The sequence below is a fragment of the Streptomyces sp. URMC 124 genome (assembly GCF_051386455.1).
In the GTDB taxonomy this organism is placed as follows: domain Bacteria; phylum Actinomycetota; class Actinomycetes; order Streptomycetales; family Streptomycetaceae; genus Streptomyces.
Window position 1 is genome coordinate 1 of record NZ_JBPQTS010000163.1, and the last position, 16,197, is coordinate 16,197.

Consider the following 16,197-nt stretch of genomic DNA (forward strand, 5'->3'; position numbering starts at 1 on the left):
GTCCTCCTCCAGGACTTCCGGCACCGGCTCCCCCCACCGGCTTCCCCCACACAGGAAAGAAGCGCCTCCGTGCACTCTCCCCCCGCCGAAGGCGACAGCAACCTGTGGATCCGCAGGTTCCACTCGCGCCCCGCCGGCCGAGTCCGGCTGGTGTGCCTGCCCCACGCGGGCGGCTCCGCCGGCTTCTACCTGCCCCTGTCCCGGGCCATGCCCGACAGCGTCGAAGTGCTGTGCGTGCAGTACCCCGGCCGCCAGGAGCGCCGCACCGAACCACCGGTCGACTCCGTACCGGCGCTGGCCGGCAAGGTCTTCGACGCACTGTTCCCCTGGACCGGCCCGCCCATAGCCCTCTTCGGCCACGGCATGGGCGCCTCCGTCGCCTTCGAGATCGCACGGCGCCTGGAGAAGCAGCGGGGCACCGTGCCCGCCGCCCTGTTCGTCTCCGGGCGCCGCGCCCCCTCCGCCCACCGCGGCGAGACCGTTCACCTGCGCGGCGCAGGCGGCACCGGCACCCGGCCGCCGGGCGACGAGGACGTGCTGCGCATGATCCTCCCGGCCGTCCGGGCCGCCGACTACCGTGCCGCCGAAACGTACGCCTGGGAACCCGGCCCGCCGCTGCGCACCCCCGTGACCTGCCTGGCCGGCGAGGACGACCCGCAACTGCCCCTAAAGGAGGCCGCCGCCTGGTCCGCACACACCGACGGCGCCTTCGCGCTGAAGACCTTCCCCGGCGGGCACTTCTTCCTGGTCCAGCACCCCACGGAGATCGCCCGGCTCATGGCAGAGCAACTGGGGACACCGGTACGGGCGTAGGCCCGGCCGCCCGGGTCATGAGGGGAAGGTGTGGTCGCCCCAGGAGACGGTGACCTTCGCCGAGCCGGTGTGGTTCACGTCGGAGCCGTCGGTCCGATGTCGGCGGCTTGTCGACGGGGCCTGGCATCTTTCCGGGGACGGCCGGCCGGAGCACACCGGGCGGCCTCGATCCCCGAAGGAGCCACCACCATGAACAGCGCTGTGACGATCATCGGCGCAGGACTCGGCGGACTCACACTCGCCCGCGTCCTGCACGTCCACGGAATCCCGTCCACGATCTACGAGGCCGAATCCTCCCCGACGGCTCGCACGCAGGGCGGGATGCTCGACATCCACGACTACAACGGGCAACTCGCCCTCGAGGCGGCGGGCCTGATGGACGAGTTCCACGCCATCGTCCTGGAAGGCCGCCAGGCGATGCGGGTCCTCGACCGGGACGGCACCGTCCTGCTCGACAAGGCCGACGACGGCACCGGAGGACGCCCCGAAGTGCAGCGCGGCGAGTTGCGGCAGATCCTGCTCGACGCGCTCCCGCCCGGCACCGTCCGGTGGGGGCGCAAAGTCAGCAGCACCCGCAGCCTCGGTGAGGGGCGTCATGAGGTGACGTTCGCCGACGGCCGCACCGTCGTCACCGGCCTGCTGGTCGGCGCGGACGGCGCGTGGTCACGGGTCCGGCCGCTGCTCTCCACCGCCACGCCCCGGTACGTGGGCAAGTCAGTCGTCGAGACGTACCTGTTCGACGCCGGAACACGGCACCCGGCCGCCGCGCAAGCGGTCGGCGGCGGTTCGATGATCGCACCCACGCCGGGCAGGGAGATCTTCGCCCACCGGGAACGGGACGACACGCTGCACGCCTACGTGGGGCTGTCCGAGCCGCAGGACTGGTTCGCCGCCATCGACTTCACCGATGCCGCCGCGGCCACCGCGCGGATCGCGCGGGAGTTCGACGGCTGGGCGCCGGAGCTCACCGCGCTGATCACCGGCAGCGACACCGCGCCGGTCCTGCGCCCCCTCTACGCTCTGCCGGCCGGGCACCGGTGGGACCGGGTGCCGGGCGTCACCCTGATCGGCGACGCCGCCCACCTCACGGCCCCGAACGGCGAGGGCGCCAACCTGGCCATGCTCGACGGCGCCGAACTCGGCAAAGCCCTCGCCGCGCACCCCGGCGACATCGAAGCCGCGCTCACCGGCTACGAGCAGGCCATGTTCCCCCGCAGCACCGAGGCCGCCACCTTCGAAGGTGCCGAGATGCAGGGGACGACCGGCTCCGGCGACGACGCGATCCACCGTCTGATCCTCATGGCCGGCGGACACGAGCAGGGCCGATGAGCCACTCGATGCGCTCGGCGCCCGCCCCGCCGGCCGGCACGCGGTAGCCGCCCGTCGACCGGGCCGGCTGCGGACGGGTCCGGTCAGTTCTCCACCGGCCACTCCAGCGGCTTCTTGGTGAAGCCCCGGGTCAGTTCCACCGCGGCGGCCTTCTGGCTCTCCGGGATGAGGAAGGCGGTGCAGATGTTCTCCGACTGGCCGGGCCCGACCTGCTTGCTGTTCTGCGGCGCCGGGCAGTCCGGCCACTTCGCCTCGCCCATCAGGACGATGAGGGCCCGCGTGCGCTGGCCCGCGTTCGTCCTGATGACCAGGTCGTTGTCCATGTCGCCGAGCTCCATGGGCTTGCCGCTCTTGTGCGTGAGCGTCGACCAGACGTAGACGGGAATCTTCGGCCCGTCCTTGTCGTCCTTCTTCAGCCCGGAATTGTCCATGTCGGCCTTGGTGCCCATCCGTACCTTGGTCGGCGTGACCGTGTACTTGGCGTCCGCGGACTTCTGCATCGAGCTTTCCTGCTCGGGGCTCGTCTCACCCAGACGGTAGGTCGTCTTCTCGCCCGACGCGCCCGCACCGGAATGCGACGAGTGAGAGCCGGAACTCCCCCGGCGCTTGCCCGAACCCGATTCGCTGCAACCGGCCAGGCCCACCGCCAGCACCAGAGCGCCCGCCGCCACCGGCACGGCGCGCATCCACGTACGCATGTCGTCTCACTTTCCCCGTTGAACGTTCCTGCCGGTGACGGAGGCGAACACCCGCATCACCCCGGAACGGCGGCAGCAAGGCGGCGACAAGTGCGCGGCAGAGCGACCCGTACATACGGAATCCGCTGAAACGGCAACATCGGTACGGGGAGGGGCGGGCGTCGGCTCACGGCATCGACGGCGAGACCCTACAACAGCGGTGGAAGGGCCCCGAAATCCCGCCGCACAACTCGGCGGTCTCCGCCCGATACCGGACGCCTGGGAAAACCGTGCTCGGTCGCGTGCCGGCCGGGGCGATGACCACCCCGGGCCTGGCGATCCGCCGCCGCGGCACCCGTGCACCCCCCGGCCGGTGGCACCGCGGACGGAAGGCACGGCCCGCTGGATCGCCGGCAACGCCTGCGCCAGGGCCTCCCCTCATGCCGTTCGCGGGCCGAACCTCTGCCGGTACGCCGAGGGCGTGAGCCCTCGGTCGCGGCGCATCAGCGCCCGCAGGTTGGCGGCGGTGCCCAGCCCGCTGCGCCGCGCGACCGTCTCCATGGACATGGCGCCCCGTTCGATGAGGCGGCACGCCAGGGCGAGGCGCTGCCCGGTGAGCCAGGCCAGGGGAGTGGTGCCGAGCTGGGCCCGGAAACGGCGGTGCAGCGTGGCCGGGCTGACCGCGGCGCGCGCCGCCAGGTCGGACACGGTCAGCGTCGTCTCCAGGCGCTCCTGGGCCCAGGCCAGGACCGGCCCGAGGGACTCGTCGGGGAGTTCGGGAACGGGGCGTTCGATGAACTGCTGCTGCCCGCCGTCCCGGTGGGCGGCGAAGACCAGACGCCGGCTGACGGCATTGGCGACGCCGGCCCCGTGGTCGAGCCGCACGATGTGCAGTCCGAGGTCGAGGGCGGCTGCGCTGCCCGCGGCGGTGAGGATGTCCCCGTCGTCGACGAAGAGCACGTTCTCCTCCAGGCGAACGCGGGGGAAGCGGGCCCGGAAGGAGCCGGCCCACTGCCAGTGCGCCGTGGCCCGGCGCCCGTCGAGGACGCCGGCCTCGGCGAGGGTGAAGGCGCCGCTGCACAGGCCGACCAGCCGTGCACCGCGCGCGTGCGCCCGTCGGACGGCGTCGAGCAAGGCCGGGCGGCGGGGCACGTCGACGTCGGGCCGGTTGGGGACGATCACCGTGTCCGCCGTGTCGGCCGCCTCCAGGCCGGCGACTCCCGTGAGGGTGAAGAACCCGTCCCTCATCGCGGTGCTCGGCTCGGGTGAGCAGATCCGGAAGTCGTACAGCGTGCGGCCGATCTCGGGCCGGTGCAGGCCGAACACCTCCGTCGTACAACCGAGCTCGAAGGGGTTGGAGTTCTCGTCCACGATCACGACGACGCGGTGCGGGCCCGCCGCCGGAGCATGGCGCGCGTGCGAGGAATCTTGCGGCATGTGCGATTCCTAGCACTCCCTCGCGAGGGGCTCAACCGCCGACGATGCCTGCATGAGCAATGAACCCCTCGACCTCGGTGAAGCCCTCGCGTCCTTCGACGCCTTCTGGAGCCCCCGCATCGTCACGCGCGTCAACGACTACGACGTCCGCGTCGCGAAAGTCCGCGGCGAACACCTGTGGCACGCCCACGACGACACCGACGAGTTCTTCCTCGTCCTGGAGGGGGAACTGAGCATCTCCCTGCGAGAAGCGGCCGGGGAACGCACGGTGCGGCTGCCGCAGGGCACGGTCTTCACCGTGCCGAAGGGCACGGAGCACAAGCCCTCTTCCGCAACCGGCGCCGCGATCCTCCTCTTCGAACCGACCGGGACGCCGACGGTCGGCGACCGCCACGACGAGATCCCCGGCCACGTCGACGCGACGACGGGGCACCCTCTCGGCTGATGCGGCGCAGGGTCCGGCTTGTTGCTCCCGCACGAGGTTCAGCCGGCCCGGCAGGTCAGGTCCTGGGCAGGGAGCCTGCCCGTGGCCAGGTAGGCCATGACGCCCGGGTGTCGGCACACAGCACGGCCCAGGCGCTCGCGTCCTCGTTGTCGGGGGGGACGTCGCGGGCGGACGCCGGAGGGACGGGAACCGGTGCCTGGCCGGAGGTGCCGGACTTCTTGCCGTCGGCCGCCTCCTGCCGCCCGGCGACCCAGGCGGCGGCCTTCTGGACGCGGGCGAACACGGTGCCCTGAGCACGGTGTCGTCACCGGTCAGGAGCGCCCCGCCGTCCTCGATGGGGGTGCGGTCGGCCCTGGCGACGAGGTCCCAAAAGGTCTTGCGGACCGCGGCCGGTGTGCGACCCAGTCCGTACGTCGTGTGCCGCCGGGCCGTCCACTGGGTCCACCGTGTGACGGCGGGTTCGGTTCTCTTGGCCTTCGCGGTGAACATGCCGCGCCCGTAGCCCGCGGGGTCGGCTGCACTGTCCAGCACGAACCGGTCGGTCCGCAGGGGAAACATCTGCGTGTAGACGGCTCCGAGATAGGTGCCGTAGGACATTCCCAGGTACGAGATCTTCTTCTCGCCCAGCGCGGCACGGATGGCGTCCATGTCACGTGCGGTGTTGCGCGTGGTGAGGTGGCGCAGCGTGTCGCCCGCCGCGGCCCGGCACGTGGCGGCCACGGTTCGGGCCCGTTCCACGTCCCTCGCAAAGGTCCCGGCCTCTCGCGATGTCGATCGTCCTGCCGCCGGGATAGCTGTAATCCAGCGGCACCCGGAGAGTCGCGCACTGAAAAGAGGCGGGGCTACCCGCATCGCACCGCTGCCACCGGAGCTTGTGCTGCGCTGCGGTCGGCTCGGACGCGCCGAAGGCCGTTTCGGGTATCGACACGGAAAGAAGAGCCGCCGCGGTACCGGAAGCCAGGAAAGACGTTATTCGTGAGTTTCGCATCAGGATCAGTTCTCCGCGAGCTGCCGGAAGACGCACTGCTTGTACTGCCGGAGACTGTCGGGCTGGTAGCACTCCTGCGTCTCGTTCGCGTACCAGACCATGAAGAAGGCCATCAGGACGGCCACCACGATCCGATGGCCGACGTCACCAAGCCGGTGACGGCCTTGGCCCGGCCCCTTCGCGCCCGCCCGCTTCTCACCAGGGCCACGATGCCGAGGACCAGGCCGGCGACGCCGAGCAGCCCGCCGAAGAGGAAGACCGAGGTGCTCAAGCCGGTGACGCCCAGCACCATGGCGGCTCCGGCCGGCCGGTTCTTGCGGCTCTGGGAGCCGGGGAGATACGGATCCGCCCCACCGGTCCAGGCCGGTGTCGTGCGGTGCGGCGACGCCTCTGTGCTTCGTGTGTTCATCAGTCATCCTCCAGTCGAATGCTCAGGGGGTGATTCTGGTTTTGGGAGCCGCACCAGCACATCGCGGAAAGGCGGGGGAATTCCCTCCCCCGATCGGGGGAGGACCCCCGGCCGACTGCCCGGTCATACTGGTCGGATCATGATCTGGGGAATCCGGCCGCTGCTACGCGGCTCCACGTACACGGGCATGCTCTTCGCCTATTGCGGTGCTCTGGCGAGCATTCCGCTGCTGCCTTTCGCCATGCTTCCGGCCCTGCTGTGGTCGTCCGCTCCCTATGGCGTGCAGGCCGTTCTGACTCTCCTGGCCTGGGCGGCACTGGTGGGTACGGCCGGTCTGGCCCGCACCACACGGCGGGCGCTGATCGCGTTCGCCCGCAGGCTGCTGAGGGTGCCGTTGCCGGATCCTGTGGCATCGGGAGGCGACCGCTGGCGCACGCCGCTGTGGCTGGTGCTGCACGTGACGCTGGGGTGGACGGGGGCGCTGGCCGGCGGGGCACTTCTCCTCATGGGCCTGACCCTGCCGTTCGGCTGGTTCCGGAGCGAGGCGGCGCTGAGTCTGTTCGGCCGGACCCTGCGGGCGGAGGCCGGCTGGCAGAGCCGGACACTGGGGCTCTGCTTCCTGCTGCTGGCCGCGCTGGTGTGCGTGGCGGTGACGGGAGCCCTGCGCCGACTGGCACCCAGGCTGCTGGGTCCTTCGTCGGCCGAGCGGCTCGCGCTGGCGGAAGAGCGAGAACAGGCGCTGGCCGAACGCAACCGGCTGCCCACGAACTGCACGACTCGATCGGTCACACGCTCACGGCGACCACGATCCAGGCCGCAGTGGCGAGCGAACTCCTCGCCGCCGACCCGGTGGCGGCGCGGGCCGCCCTGCGCAGCATCGAGGAGTCGTCCCGGACCGCACTGGAGGACCTGGACTACGTACTGGGTGTGCTGCGCGATCAGCGGGCGGAGACAGCACCGGCCCGCACCCTGGCCGACCTGCCCGAGCTGATCGACCGGTTGCGGCACGCGGGCGCGGTGGTGGAGTCGGAGCTGTCGGGCGACTGGACACAGGTGCAGGGGACGCTCTCCCGGGCGGCGTACCGGATCCTGCAGGAGGGCCTGACGAACGCGCTGCGGCACGGGGCGGGCGGTCCGATCGAGCTCCGCGTGGCGGCCACCCCGGACAGCCTTGAGCTCGACGTGGTCAACAGGACCGGCCCGGGAACGAGCACGGGCCAGGGCACCTTCCCGACGTCCGGGCACGGCATGCCCGGTCTCGCCGAGCGCGTGCGGCTGCTGCACGGCGAGATCGAGGCGGGCCCGCACGGGCCGCGGCACTGGCGTCTGGCCGTCCGCCTGCCCGTACCGGCGTCGGCATGACCGGCCCCGACACGAGCGCGGCGGCCGCCGATCCCGTCGGCACCCCCGTCACCCTCTTGATCGCTGACGACGACGAAGTGACCCGCAGCGGTCTGCGCGTGCTGCTCACGGCTCAACCGGGAATCACGGTGGTCGGGGAAGCCGCCGACGGCATCGATGCGGTCGAACAGGCACGACGGCTGCGCCCGGACGTCGTCCTGATGGACGTGCGCATGCCGCGCTGCAACGGCATCGAGGCCACCCGGCAGCTCCTCGCCGACCCGTCCACCGCACCGCCGAAGGTCGTGGTGATCACCACCTTCGAGAACGACGACTACGTCACCGCGGCACTCAGCGCGGGCGCCGCCGGGTTCGTGCTCAAGCGACTCCCGGTCCGCAAGATCGCGGAGACGGTACGGGTGGTGGCGTCCGGGGAAGCGATCCTCTTCCCCGCAGCGCTGCGCCGCATGGTCGCCGCCCGTCCACTGGACTCCGCCAAGGCACTACCGAAAGCGGCACTGACCGGCCGGGAGGAAGAAGTGCTGCGGAGCATGGCCACGGGCCTGTCCAACCCGGAGATCGCAAGAACACTCACGGTGAGCCTGGAGACGGTGAAGACCCACGTGGGAAACGTGCTGACCAAGCTCGGCGCACAGAACAGGACGCACGCGGTGGTGATCGCGTACGAGTCCGGCCTGGTAGTCCCGGGCTTCACCGACTGACGGAGCCCACAGGCCACCGCTCCGGACTACCGATTGTCACTTCGGCCACTTCGGCCACTTCGGCCACTTCGGCCGCTTCGACGTCGCCGGTGACGGTGCCGTCGGCCGTCTGCCGGCCGGGCCTTGAGCCCGCACTCCGCGGCGGCCGGCGCTCCCGACGGAAGCCAGTACCAGGCCGCCGCGGTGGCTGTCAGGGAAACCATCGCGCCGGTCACCGCCGTCGTCGTCACCGCGGCCACGAACGCCTCCCGTGCGGCGGGCGGCAGTCCCGTGCCCCCGTCCACGAACGCCCCCGCGGCGCGCAGCGGTGCGCCACCGGCGTTTCCTTCCTCCAGCCGCGAGGTGTAGACCGTCGACAGCACCGACCCCTGCACCGCCACGCCCAGCGCCGACCCCAGCTGTCGCGTGGCGTCGTTGATGGCCGAGCCGAGGCCGGCCCGCTCACGCGGTACCGCGCCCATGACCGTCTCGGTGGCCGCGCAGGCGACCAGCCCCGCGCCGACGCCCGCGACGAGCTCGAAGGCGAGGACCCGTGCGTAGCCGGATTCGGTGCGGGTGCCGGCCTGGACGACGAAGGCGCAGGTGACGAGGGTGAGGCCGAGGACCACGGGGAGGCGTTCGCCGAAGCGGGCGAGGAGCGGCAGCGCGGCGCCGGCCCCCAGGGCCAGGGCGGCGGGCAGGGGGAGGATGTGCACACCTGCCCGCCAGGGCGAGCAGCCCTGCACCCCTTGGAGGTAGAGGGTGAGGACGAACAGCGCGCCGAACAGGGCCAGGGACATCAGGGCCAGGCACGCCGCTCCCGTGCTCACCCGGGCGTCCCGCAGCAGGGACAGCGGGAGCATGGGGTGCCGGGAGGACCGCTCCCATGCGACGAAGCAGGCCAGCAGGGCGACCGCGGCACCGTAACCGGTCAGGACGACCGGGTCGGTCCACCCCCGGGCGGGGCTCTCGATGACCGACCAGATGAGGGCGAGGAACCCGGCGGTGGACAGGACGAGACCGCCGAGGTCCGTGCGTGCCGGGCCGGGCGCGGTGCGGGATTCGGGGACGAAGGCGGGCGCGAGCGCGATGACGAGGGCCGTCAGCGGGACGTTGACCCAGAAGCCGGCGCGCCAGGAGAACTCCTCGACCAGGAAGCCCCCGATGACCGGGCCGGTCAGGCCGCCGACGGCACCCGCGGCGGCCCAGGCGGCGATCGCCCGGCGCCGGGCCTCGGCGGCGGGGTGGAGGTTGCTGATGAGGGAGAGCGTCGCGGGCATCAGCAGGGCGGCGCCGAGGCCCATGCCGCAGCGCGCGGCGATCAGTTGCCCGGGGTGCCGCGCGAGGGCGCCGAGAGCGGAGACGGATCCGCACACGGCGAGTCCGGCGACGAAGGAGCGCCTTCGGCCGATCCGGTCGGTGACGGCACCGGACGCGAGGACGGCCGCGCCGAGAGCGAGGGCGTAGCCGTCGACGATCCACTGGACCTGGGCCAAGGTGGCGCCCAGATCGTGCTGGAGGGCGGGGACGGCGACATTGAGGACGGTCACGTCCATGCCCAGGACGAAGAATCCCAGGCAGAGGACGGCGGTGGCCGCGCGGGGCCACCGGTTCGGGGTCTTCGGCCGAGTGTGGCGCGACGCGGGGCGCCGGGCGGCCATGGGGGTCACGGGTCGCTCGTACGCGCCCCGAGCAGGGTCAGGACGCGTCCTGCGAGATCGTCGATGCTGTCTGCGTTGATCACGTCCATGGCGGGGACCTCGCAGGCGAGTTCGCGCTGGAGGGCGACGACCAGTTCGGTGGCCATGAGGGAGTCGAGGCCCAGTGCGTCCAGGCGTCGCGACCGGTCGATCCGCTCAGGGACGCTGTGGGTGACACGGGCGACCAGCGCGACGAGGAGCTCGGCGAGTTCTTCGCGGCTGGGGGGCGTGCCGTCCTCGGCGAGACGGCGCCGGGCGGCCGTGCCCGGGCCGCCCTCGGACTCCTCCGGTGGCAGGACCGCGGCGAAGCCGGGCGTGCGGAGAGCGGGGAGGTAGGACGCCATGCGGGCGAAGTCGAAGTGACCCACTTGCACGACGCCTGCATCGGCGGTGCCGGCGGGGCGCGTCATGAGTTCTTCGAGGGCGGTGAGGACCTGGTCGGTGCGCATGGGGGCGAGGCCCATCCGTTCCAGGGCTCGGCCGATTGCCGCATCGGCCGCGGTGCCGACTTCCCCGAGCAGCCCCCATCCGACGGCGAGACCCGGCAGGCCGGCGGCCCGGCGGGCCCGGACGAGCGCTTCCATGGAGAGGTTGGCGGCGGCGTACGCGGCCTGGGAACGGTGGCCCACGGAGGCCGAGATGGAGGATTGAGCGACGAAGAAGTCCAGCTCGGATCCGCGGGTGAGGGAGTCCAGGACGGCGGCGCCCCGGAGCTTCGGCGCGAGCACCGCCTCGACGTCCTCGTCCGTCGTCTCCACCAGCTGCCTGTCCGCCAGCACCATGCCGCAGTGGAGTACTCCGCGCAGGGGCCGCCCGGTGGCGGTGATCGCGCCGAGGACGGCGGTCATCTCCTCGGGCTCGGCCGCGTCGGCGGCGTGGGCGGTGGCGGTGACGCCCTTGCGGGCCAGGTCGGCGATCAGTTCGGGGGCGCCCGGGGTGGCGGGGCCGCGACGGGACACCAGAGCCAGGTGGCGGGCTCCCCGCTCGGCGAGGAGGTGCGCGGTGGCGGCGCCGAGACCGGTGAGGCCTCCGGTGATCAGGTAGGCGGCCGCGGGGTTGCAGACGAGCCGCCCGGGGGGTGCGGTCAGGCGCGGCGCGGGGTCGAGGGCGACGACGACCTTGCCGACGTGGCGGGAGCGGCCCAGGAGGGCGAAGGCGTCCTCGACGCGGTCGGCGGGGAGAACCTGGTGGGGGAGCGGCCGGTAGGCGCCTTGGTGGACGCGGCGGGTGAGCTCCGCGAAGTGGGCGGCTGCCAGGCGCGGCTGACGGATGTGCATCCGGTGGGCGTCCACGGCGTGGAAGGACAGGTTGTCCCGGAACGCCCGCAGCGGGATCCGGCCACCGGTGTGGATGTCGCGCTTGCCCAGCTCGACGAAGCGGCCACCGGGACCCAGCACGTCCAGGCCCCGTGCGAGGGCCTCTCCCGCGAGGGAGTTGAGGACGACGTCGACGCCGGCGCCGCCGGTCAGTTCCATGACCCGGTCAGCGAAGCCGAGCGTGCGGGAGTCCAGGACGTGGCCGACGCCCATCAGGGTCAGCAGGTCGCGCTTCGCCGGCCCGCCGGCGGTGGCGATGACCCGGGCACCGACGCGGCGCGCGTACTGCAGGGCCGCGAGGCCCACCCCGCCGGCGGCGCCGTGGACGAGGACGGTCTCTCCCTCGGCGAGCCGGGCCAGATGTTCCAGGGCGTGCTGGACGGTGAAGAAGGCGACGGGCAAGGTCGCGGCCTCGGCGAAGTCCAGGTGGGCGGGGATCCGGCCGGCGGACGCCTCGGGGACGACGACGTGCGAGGCCAGGGCCCCGGGCGCGTAGGCGAAGACCCGTTCCCCCACGGCGAGGGACGTCCCCTCGCCGACGGCCGTGACGACGCCCGCGCACTCCAGGCCGAGGCTGTGCTCCCCGGGGGCGGGGCTCTCCGCGCCGGGCGGAAGCGCGCCGGCGGCCAGCATGACGTCCCGGTAGTTGAGGCCGGCCGCGCGCACCTCGACGGTCACCTGCCCGGGACCGGGGCCGGGGGCGGACGGGTCGGCGGGCACCCAGTCCAGGGCGCGGCCGCTCCCCGGGCGGCGCAGGCGCAGCCGGTAGGGCCGGTCGCAGGGCGGGGCGGTGGCGGCGGGCAGTTCCCGCAGCCGGGGGACGAACCGCCCGGCGGACGTGAGCACGATCTCGGTCTCGTCCGTCGGGGCGCACAGTTCGCGGACCAGTCGGCGGGCGTCGTGCCCGGGCGTCGGCCCCGGCTCGTAGGACAGTCGTCGGACGGCGGGCCGGTGCTGTTCGTTGGCGAGCGTGCGGGCCACGGCCCAGGGCACGGCGCCGTGCGGGGCGAGGGGCGTACCAGGCGCCGCAGCCGGGAGGGCGCCGGAAGGCCGGGTGATCAACCACAGTGCCGGGGCGGCCTGGTGGGGCAGCCGGGTGCAGGCCTGGGCGAGTGCGCGCAGTACGCCGGTGCGGGTGACGGCTTGCCGCAGCGCGGCCCGTCCGTCGTCGGCGTCGCCGCTCCGGCAGCGCCGGGCGGGGGAGTCGTCACCCGGGCCCGGGCCGTCCTCGATCGCCGGGAGGACGACGGTGGGCCGGGCCGGGTCGGAACGCAGGCGGGCCGTCCACACGTCCGGGTCGGTGGTGGCGTCCACGACGCTGACGGGGGTGGCCGGGTCGGTCGCGTGCAGGGCGGCCGCCAGCGCGTCGGCGAAAGGGTCCTCCGTACCGGTGTGTTCGGAGGCGATGATCCAGGACGTGGCCCGGCCCGGGACCGGGGGCCCGGCCGGTGTGCCCGGGACGTGCGGGGTTTGCAGGGCGCCCCCGGTCTGCGGGGAACCCGGCGCCTCGGGGCCGACCGAGCCCTCCGGCACCTGTGGCATGGTCGAGCCGTCAGGTACTTGGGGGACGACCACGACCTCCGGGACCCCGGAGGCAAGGGCCTCCGCCGTCGGGGCGCCCGCGGCCGTGCCGGGGGCGCGCCGGGCGAGCAGGACGGAGTAGTCGCCGCCGGCCTGGTCCGCGCCGAGTTGTGCGGTCTCGTCGAAGCCATGGGCGGTGAGCAGTCCCGGCCACTGGTCGTGCCCGAGGAGCGGTGAGTCCGGGCGCAGATCGCGGTCGCCGTCGTTCCAGAAGCTCCGCAGCATGCCGAAGCAGAGCATGATCCGGTCGGGGTTGTGCGTCTCGACGGCCAGGAGCTGTCCGCCGTCGTCGAGCAGGCCCGCGACGCGGGCGAGGCTCTTACGGAGGTCCGCCGTGGCGTGCAGGACGTTTCCGGCGACGACGAGGTCGAAACCCCGGGGCGCGAAGCCCTGTTGCCGAAGGTCCCGGTCGAGATCGAGGGCGCGGTAGACGAGGTGGTCGTGGCCGGTGAACCGGTGGCGGGCGCGCGGGAAGAACGCCTCGGAGACGTCGGTGAAGGTGTAGTGGGTGCGCCCGGCCGGCAGGACTCCGAGGAGGTCCGCGGTCAGGGCCCCGGTGCCACCGCCGACCTCCAGGACGCGCAAGGGACGGTCGGCGGGCCAGTGCCGCACGATCTCCCGGACGAGGGCGACGGCCAGGGCGTTGCAGTAGCGGGTGACACGGGTGACGGAGAAGAAGTTCTCCACCCAGTGGCGCTCCGCGTCGGCGAAGAGCAGGTCCACGGGGTCGGTCCGGCCGAGGAGCACCTCGGGCAGCCGGGCGCCGCAGCGGCTGTGCAGGACCGCCTCCGTGACATAGCCGGGTGCGGCGCGGAGCAGGCGGGTCAGGGCTCGGCCGGGGTCGGCGGGCCCGGCCGGCGCCCAGGCGCCTTCGGAGGTGCGGCGGGCCAGGCCGGCGCGCCCGGCCTGGTCCAGGAGCGCGCGCAGCAGGCGCGCGTGGGTGGGGAGGGCTCCGGCGGCGATGAGGCTGTCGGGGGTGTACGCGGCCGCGTCCGGGGCGAGGGTGCGGGCGGCCCGGAGGGTGAAGTGTGCGATCAGCTCCTCGCCCAGCCGGGCCGCGTCCGCGTACCGGCCGGCGTCCCAGGCGGGCAGGCCGGGCGCCCGGGCAGCGGCGCGCAGGGTCATGGCCAGGCGCTCCGGCGCGGCCCGGCCGGTGTCGAAGGGACGCAGCCGGCAGCCGTCGAGCTCGGCCACGACCTGGCCCCGGTCGTCGAGGAGGCGGATGTCCCAGCGGATTTCGTGCCGGGTGGCCTCGCGCTCCCGTACGTGCACCCAGCCTTCGGGAGGAGCCGGGCCCCATACGCGCAGGGCGGCGATCGCCACGGGCAGGTACGGCGTGCCGGGGGCGGCGGTGCCGTCGGCCCGGTCGAGCAACGGCAGTCCGGCCTGGAGGAGGCCGTCGAGGAGGGTGGGGTGCAGCAGATGCCCCTCGGCGTCGTCCTCGCCGGGGCCGGTGCCCGTCGCGGCGTACGTGTCCCCTGGGTGCCCCGTGTCGTCCGATCCCCCCTCAGGTGGCGGGGAAGGCCGGTCCGCCGGAGCGGGAAGGGCGTAGCGGGCCAGGACTTCGCCGTCCCCCGTGCGCAGATGGGCGAGGACGGTGAAGGCGGGCCCGTACGCGAGACCGGCGCGGGCCGCCGCCGCGTAGCAGCCGGAGGCCGACCGGGTGTTCGTCAGGCGCGCGAGCAGGGCGGGAACGTCCTCGGCGCCCGGACGTTCGCGCAGCAGGCGGCGCACGACCCCTCGTGCGTGCTGCCGCCAGGGGCCGGAGCCGTCGTGGCTGGAGAGGCGTACGGTGCCGTCGGCCGGGTCGAGGGCGGTCTGGAGGCGGACGTCCATGGCGGGATCGTCGAAGGGCAGGACGAGGGCGCGCTCGACGGCCAGGTCCTCCAGCTGGGCAGGGGCCCCGTGGTGGAGGGTGCCTGCGGCGAGGGCCGCCTCGGCGAACGCGGCGGCGGGCAGGACGACGGCGCCGCCGACGACGTGATCGGCGAGCCAGCGGTGCCGGGAGGGGTCGAGGCGGAGCTGCCACAGCGGCCCGGCGTGGGCGGCGCGTTCGCCGAGCAGCGGATGGTGGTGTCTGCCGTCGCCGCAGCCGCGCTCGAACCACTGGGGGGAGCCGTGCCAGTGGCGTTCGCGCTGCCAGGGGTAGGCGGGCAGGTCCCGGACGCGGCCCGGGACGGGCAGGAGGCGGCCGAGGTCCGTACGGGCGCCCGCCGTCAGCAGCGCGGCGACGGCGTGTTCGAGGGCGTCGGGGCCGTCCGCGTCCCGGGCGAGGGTGGGCACCACGGCACGGGGCGCGTCCGGACGCGTGGCGGTGAGGGTACGGCGCAGGTAGGAGGCGAGGACGGGGTGCGGGCCGATCTCGACGAAGGCGTCGCAGCCCGCTTCGGTCAGCGCCAGGACCGCGTCCGGCAGCAGTACGGGCTGGCGGACGTTGCGCCACCAGTAGTCCGCCGTCAGTTCCTCCCCCTTGTGGAGGGCGCCGGTGACCGTGGACACGAAGGGCAGCCGGCCCGGCTCGGGGCACAGACCGGCGAGAGCGGCGTGCAGGTCTTCTTCGATCGGGTCCATGCGGGAGGTGTGGAAGGCGTGGTCGAGCTCCAGCATCCGGAAGAACGTCCCCCGCCCGGCCAGGGTGCGGGCGAGAGCGTCCAGGGCCCCCTCGTCGCCGGCGATCGTGACGTCCCTCGGGCTGTTGACGGCGGCCAGCTCCAGCAGCCCGTCATAGCGGTCCACTTCCTCCCGGGCCTGGTGGGGCGTGAGCCCCACGGCCGCCATCCGGCCGCAGCCGGAGGTACGGGCCTGGGCGCGGCTGCGGTGGGCGACGACCCGTGCCGCGGCGGGCAGGTCGAGGGCGCCGCAGGCGTGGGCGGCGGCGATCTCGCCGACGCTGTGGCCGCACACCGCCTGCGGGCGTACGCCGAGAGCGGCGAGGGCGGCGGTCAGGGCCGTCTGGACGGTGAACAGCAGCGGCTGGGCGACCTGGGTGAGAGCCTGGCGCGCCGGGTCGGGGCTGTCGGTGCCCAGTTCGTCGCGCACGGACCAGCCGAGCAGGGGCATCAGCGCGGCGTCGGCCTCCTCGACGGCCTCCCGGAAGGCGGGTGAGGAGGCGAGCAGGCGGCGTCCCATTCCGGTCCACTGGGCACCGTTGCCGCTGTAGACGAAGGCGATGTCACCGCGGGCGAGGGCCGGGGCGGGCGGGAGGTCGGCGCGGGCGCGGAGGCGGGCGGCGGCGGTGGACGCGTCGGCTGCCAGGACGGCCAGGCGGCAGGGGTGGGTACCGCGGCGGGTGAGAGTGGTGTGAGCGGTGTCGTAGAAGGCCCAGGCGTCGTCGGGGCCGGTCCCGTCCGCGGCGTCGAGGCGGTCGGCCAGGGCGGTGGCCGCCCGGCTGAGGGCGGCGGGGGTGCGGGCGGAAACGAGGACCGGACGCGGTCCGGCCGGCGGGGCGGACCGCAGGGCG

Annotated in this window: 12 protein-coding genes and 1 pseudogene; 5 read left to right on the forward strand and 8 right to left on the reverse strand. The window is 73.8% G+C overall.

All coding sequences use genetic code 11. The annotated features are described in order from the left end of the window. Positions 1-69: 69 nt before the first annotated feature. A complete protein-coding gene (locus tag ACSNOG_RS26960; RefSeq protein WP_436755299.1) occupies positions 70-813 on the forward strand; it encodes a thioesterase II family protein in 744 nt (247 codons plus the stop codon). Positions 814-1,002: 189 nt separating this feature from the next. Continuing rightward, entirely contained in the window at positions 1,003-2,142 is a 1,140-nt protein-coding gene (locus ACSNOG_RS26965; RefSeq protein WP_436755300.1) for an FAD-dependent oxidoreductase, read from the forward strand. 83 nt (positions 2,143-2,225) lie between these two features. On the opposite strand, the gene ACSNOG_RS26970 is transcribed toward ACSNOG_RS26965, so the two are convergent. Next, a complete protein-coding gene (locus ACSNOG_RS26970) occupies positions 2,226-2,840 on the reverse strand; it encodes a hypothetical protein (protein ID WP_436755301.1) in 615 nt (204 codons plus the stop codon). Positions 2,841-3,257: 417 nt separating this feature from the next. Beyond that, complete coding sequence (locus ACSNOG_RS26975; protein WP_436755302.1) at positions 3,258-4,256, reverse strand: GlxA family transcriptional regulator; 999 nt, start codon at positions 4,254-4,256, stop codon at positions 3,258-3,260. A 52-nt stretch (positions 4,257-4,308) separates the two neighbouring features. Between ACSNOG_RS26975 and ACSNOG_RS26980 the strand changes: the two genes are divergently transcribed. Continuing rightward, positions 4,309-4,701: a cupin domain-containing protein gene (locus ACSNOG_RS26980; protein WP_436755303.1), complete on the forward strand. Its 393-nt coding sequence runs from the start codon at positions 4,309-4,311 to the stop codon at positions 4,699-4,701. A 55-nt stretch (positions 4,702-4,756) separates the two neighbouring features. Here ACSNOG_RS26980 and ACSNOG_RS26985 read toward each other — a convergent pair whose 3' ends face one another. From ACSNOG_RS26985 to ACSNOG_RS27000, 4 genes and pseudogenes are all read right to left on the reverse strand, one after another. Continuing rightward, complete coding sequence (locus ACSNOG_RS26985; RefSeq protein ID WP_436755304.1) at positions 4,757-4,984, reverse strand: hypothetical protein; 228 nt, start codon at positions 4,982-4,984, stop codon at positions 4,757-4,759. A 284-nt stretch (positions 4,985-5,268) separates the two neighbouring features. Continuing rightward, positions 5,269-5,553 (reverse strand): annotated as a pseudogene (locus ACSNOG_RS26990) (hypothetical protein); the annotation flags it as partial. A gap of 141 nt (positions 5,554-5,694) precedes the next feature. Then, positions 5,695-5,817 (reverse strand): hypothetical protein, encoded by a 123-nt coding sequence (locus ACSNOG_RS26995; protein WP_436755305.1) that lies wholly within the window; start codon positions 5,815-5,817, stop codon positions 5,695-5,697. Next, positions 5,802-6,098, reverse strand: a complete 297-nt coding sequence (locus ACSNOG_RS27000) for a hypothetical protein (protein ID WP_436755306.1) — start codon at positions 6,096-6,098, stop codon at positions 5,802-5,804. The genes ACSNOG_RS26995 and ACSNOG_RS27000 overlap by 16 nt, the downstream gene beginning before the upstream one ends. An 819-nt stretch (positions 6,099-6,917) precedes the next feature. Here ACSNOG_RS27000 and ACSNOG_RS27005 point away from each other — a divergent pair. Continuing rightward, on the forward strand, positions 6,918-7,460 hold the full coding sequence (locus tag ACSNOG_RS27005) for a sensor histidine kinase (RefSeq protein WP_436755307.1): 543 nt from the start codon (positions 6,918-6,920) through the stop codon (positions 7,458-7,460). After that, a complete protein-coding gene (locus ACSNOG_RS27010) occupies positions 7,457-8,161 on the forward strand; it encodes a response regulator (protein ID WP_436755308.1) in 705 nt (234 codons plus the stop codon). The genes ACSNOG_RS27005 and ACSNOG_RS27010 overlap by 4 nt, the downstream gene beginning before the upstream one ends. A gap of 26 nt (positions 8,162-8,187) precedes the next feature. On the opposite strand, the gene ACSNOG_RS27015 is transcribed toward ACSNOG_RS27010, so the two are convergent. Together ACSNOG_RS27015 and ACSNOG_RS27020 are read right to left on the reverse strand one after the other, a co-directional pair. Beyond that, positions 8,188-9,801 carry an MFS transporter gene (locus ACSNOG_RS27015; protein WP_436755310.1) on the reverse strand — a complete coding sequence of 538 codons (1,614 nt, stop codon included), beginning with the start codon at positions 9,799-9,801 and terminating at the stop codon, positions 8,188-8,190. A 5-nt stretch (positions 9,802-9,806) separates the two neighbouring features. Then, a partial coding sequence (locus tag ACSNOG_RS27020; RefSeq protein WP_436755309.1) for an SDR family NAD(P)-dependent oxidoreductase occupies positions 9,807-16,197 on the reverse strand: 6,391 nt, incomplete at its 5' end.

Bases quoted from the DNA above. Each gene is read 5' to 3' on its own strand.
- ACSNOG_RS26980 (WP_436755303.1), top strand. From the start codon at position 4,309: ATGAGCAATGAACCCCTCGACCTCGGTGAAGCCCTCGCGTCCTTCGAC.
- ACSNOG_RS26965 (WP_436755300.1), top strand. From the start codon at position 1,003: ATGAACAGCGCTGTGACGATCATCGGCGCAGGACTCGGCGGACTCACA.
- ACSNOG_RS27015 (WP_436755310.1), bottom strand. From the start codon at position 9,801: ATGGCCGCCCGGCGCCCCGCGTCGCGCCACACTCGGCCGAAGACCCCG.
- ACSNOG_RS26970 (WP_436755301.1), bottom strand. From the start codon at position 2,840: ATGCGTACGTGGATGCGCGCCGTGCCGGTGGCGGCGGGCGCTCTGGTG.
- ACSNOG_RS27000 (WP_436755306.1), bottom strand. From the start codon at position 6,098: ATGAACACACGAAGCACAGAGGCGTCGCCGCACCGCACGACACCGGCC.
- ACSNOG_RS26975 (WP_436755302.1), bottom strand. From the start codon at position 4,256: ATGCCGCAAGATTCCTCGCACGCGCGCCATGCTCCGGCGGCGGGCCCG.
- ACSNOG_RS27010 (WP_436755308.1), top strand. From the start codon at position 7,457: ATGACCGGCCCCGACACGAGCGCGGCGGCCGCCGATCCCGTCGGCACC.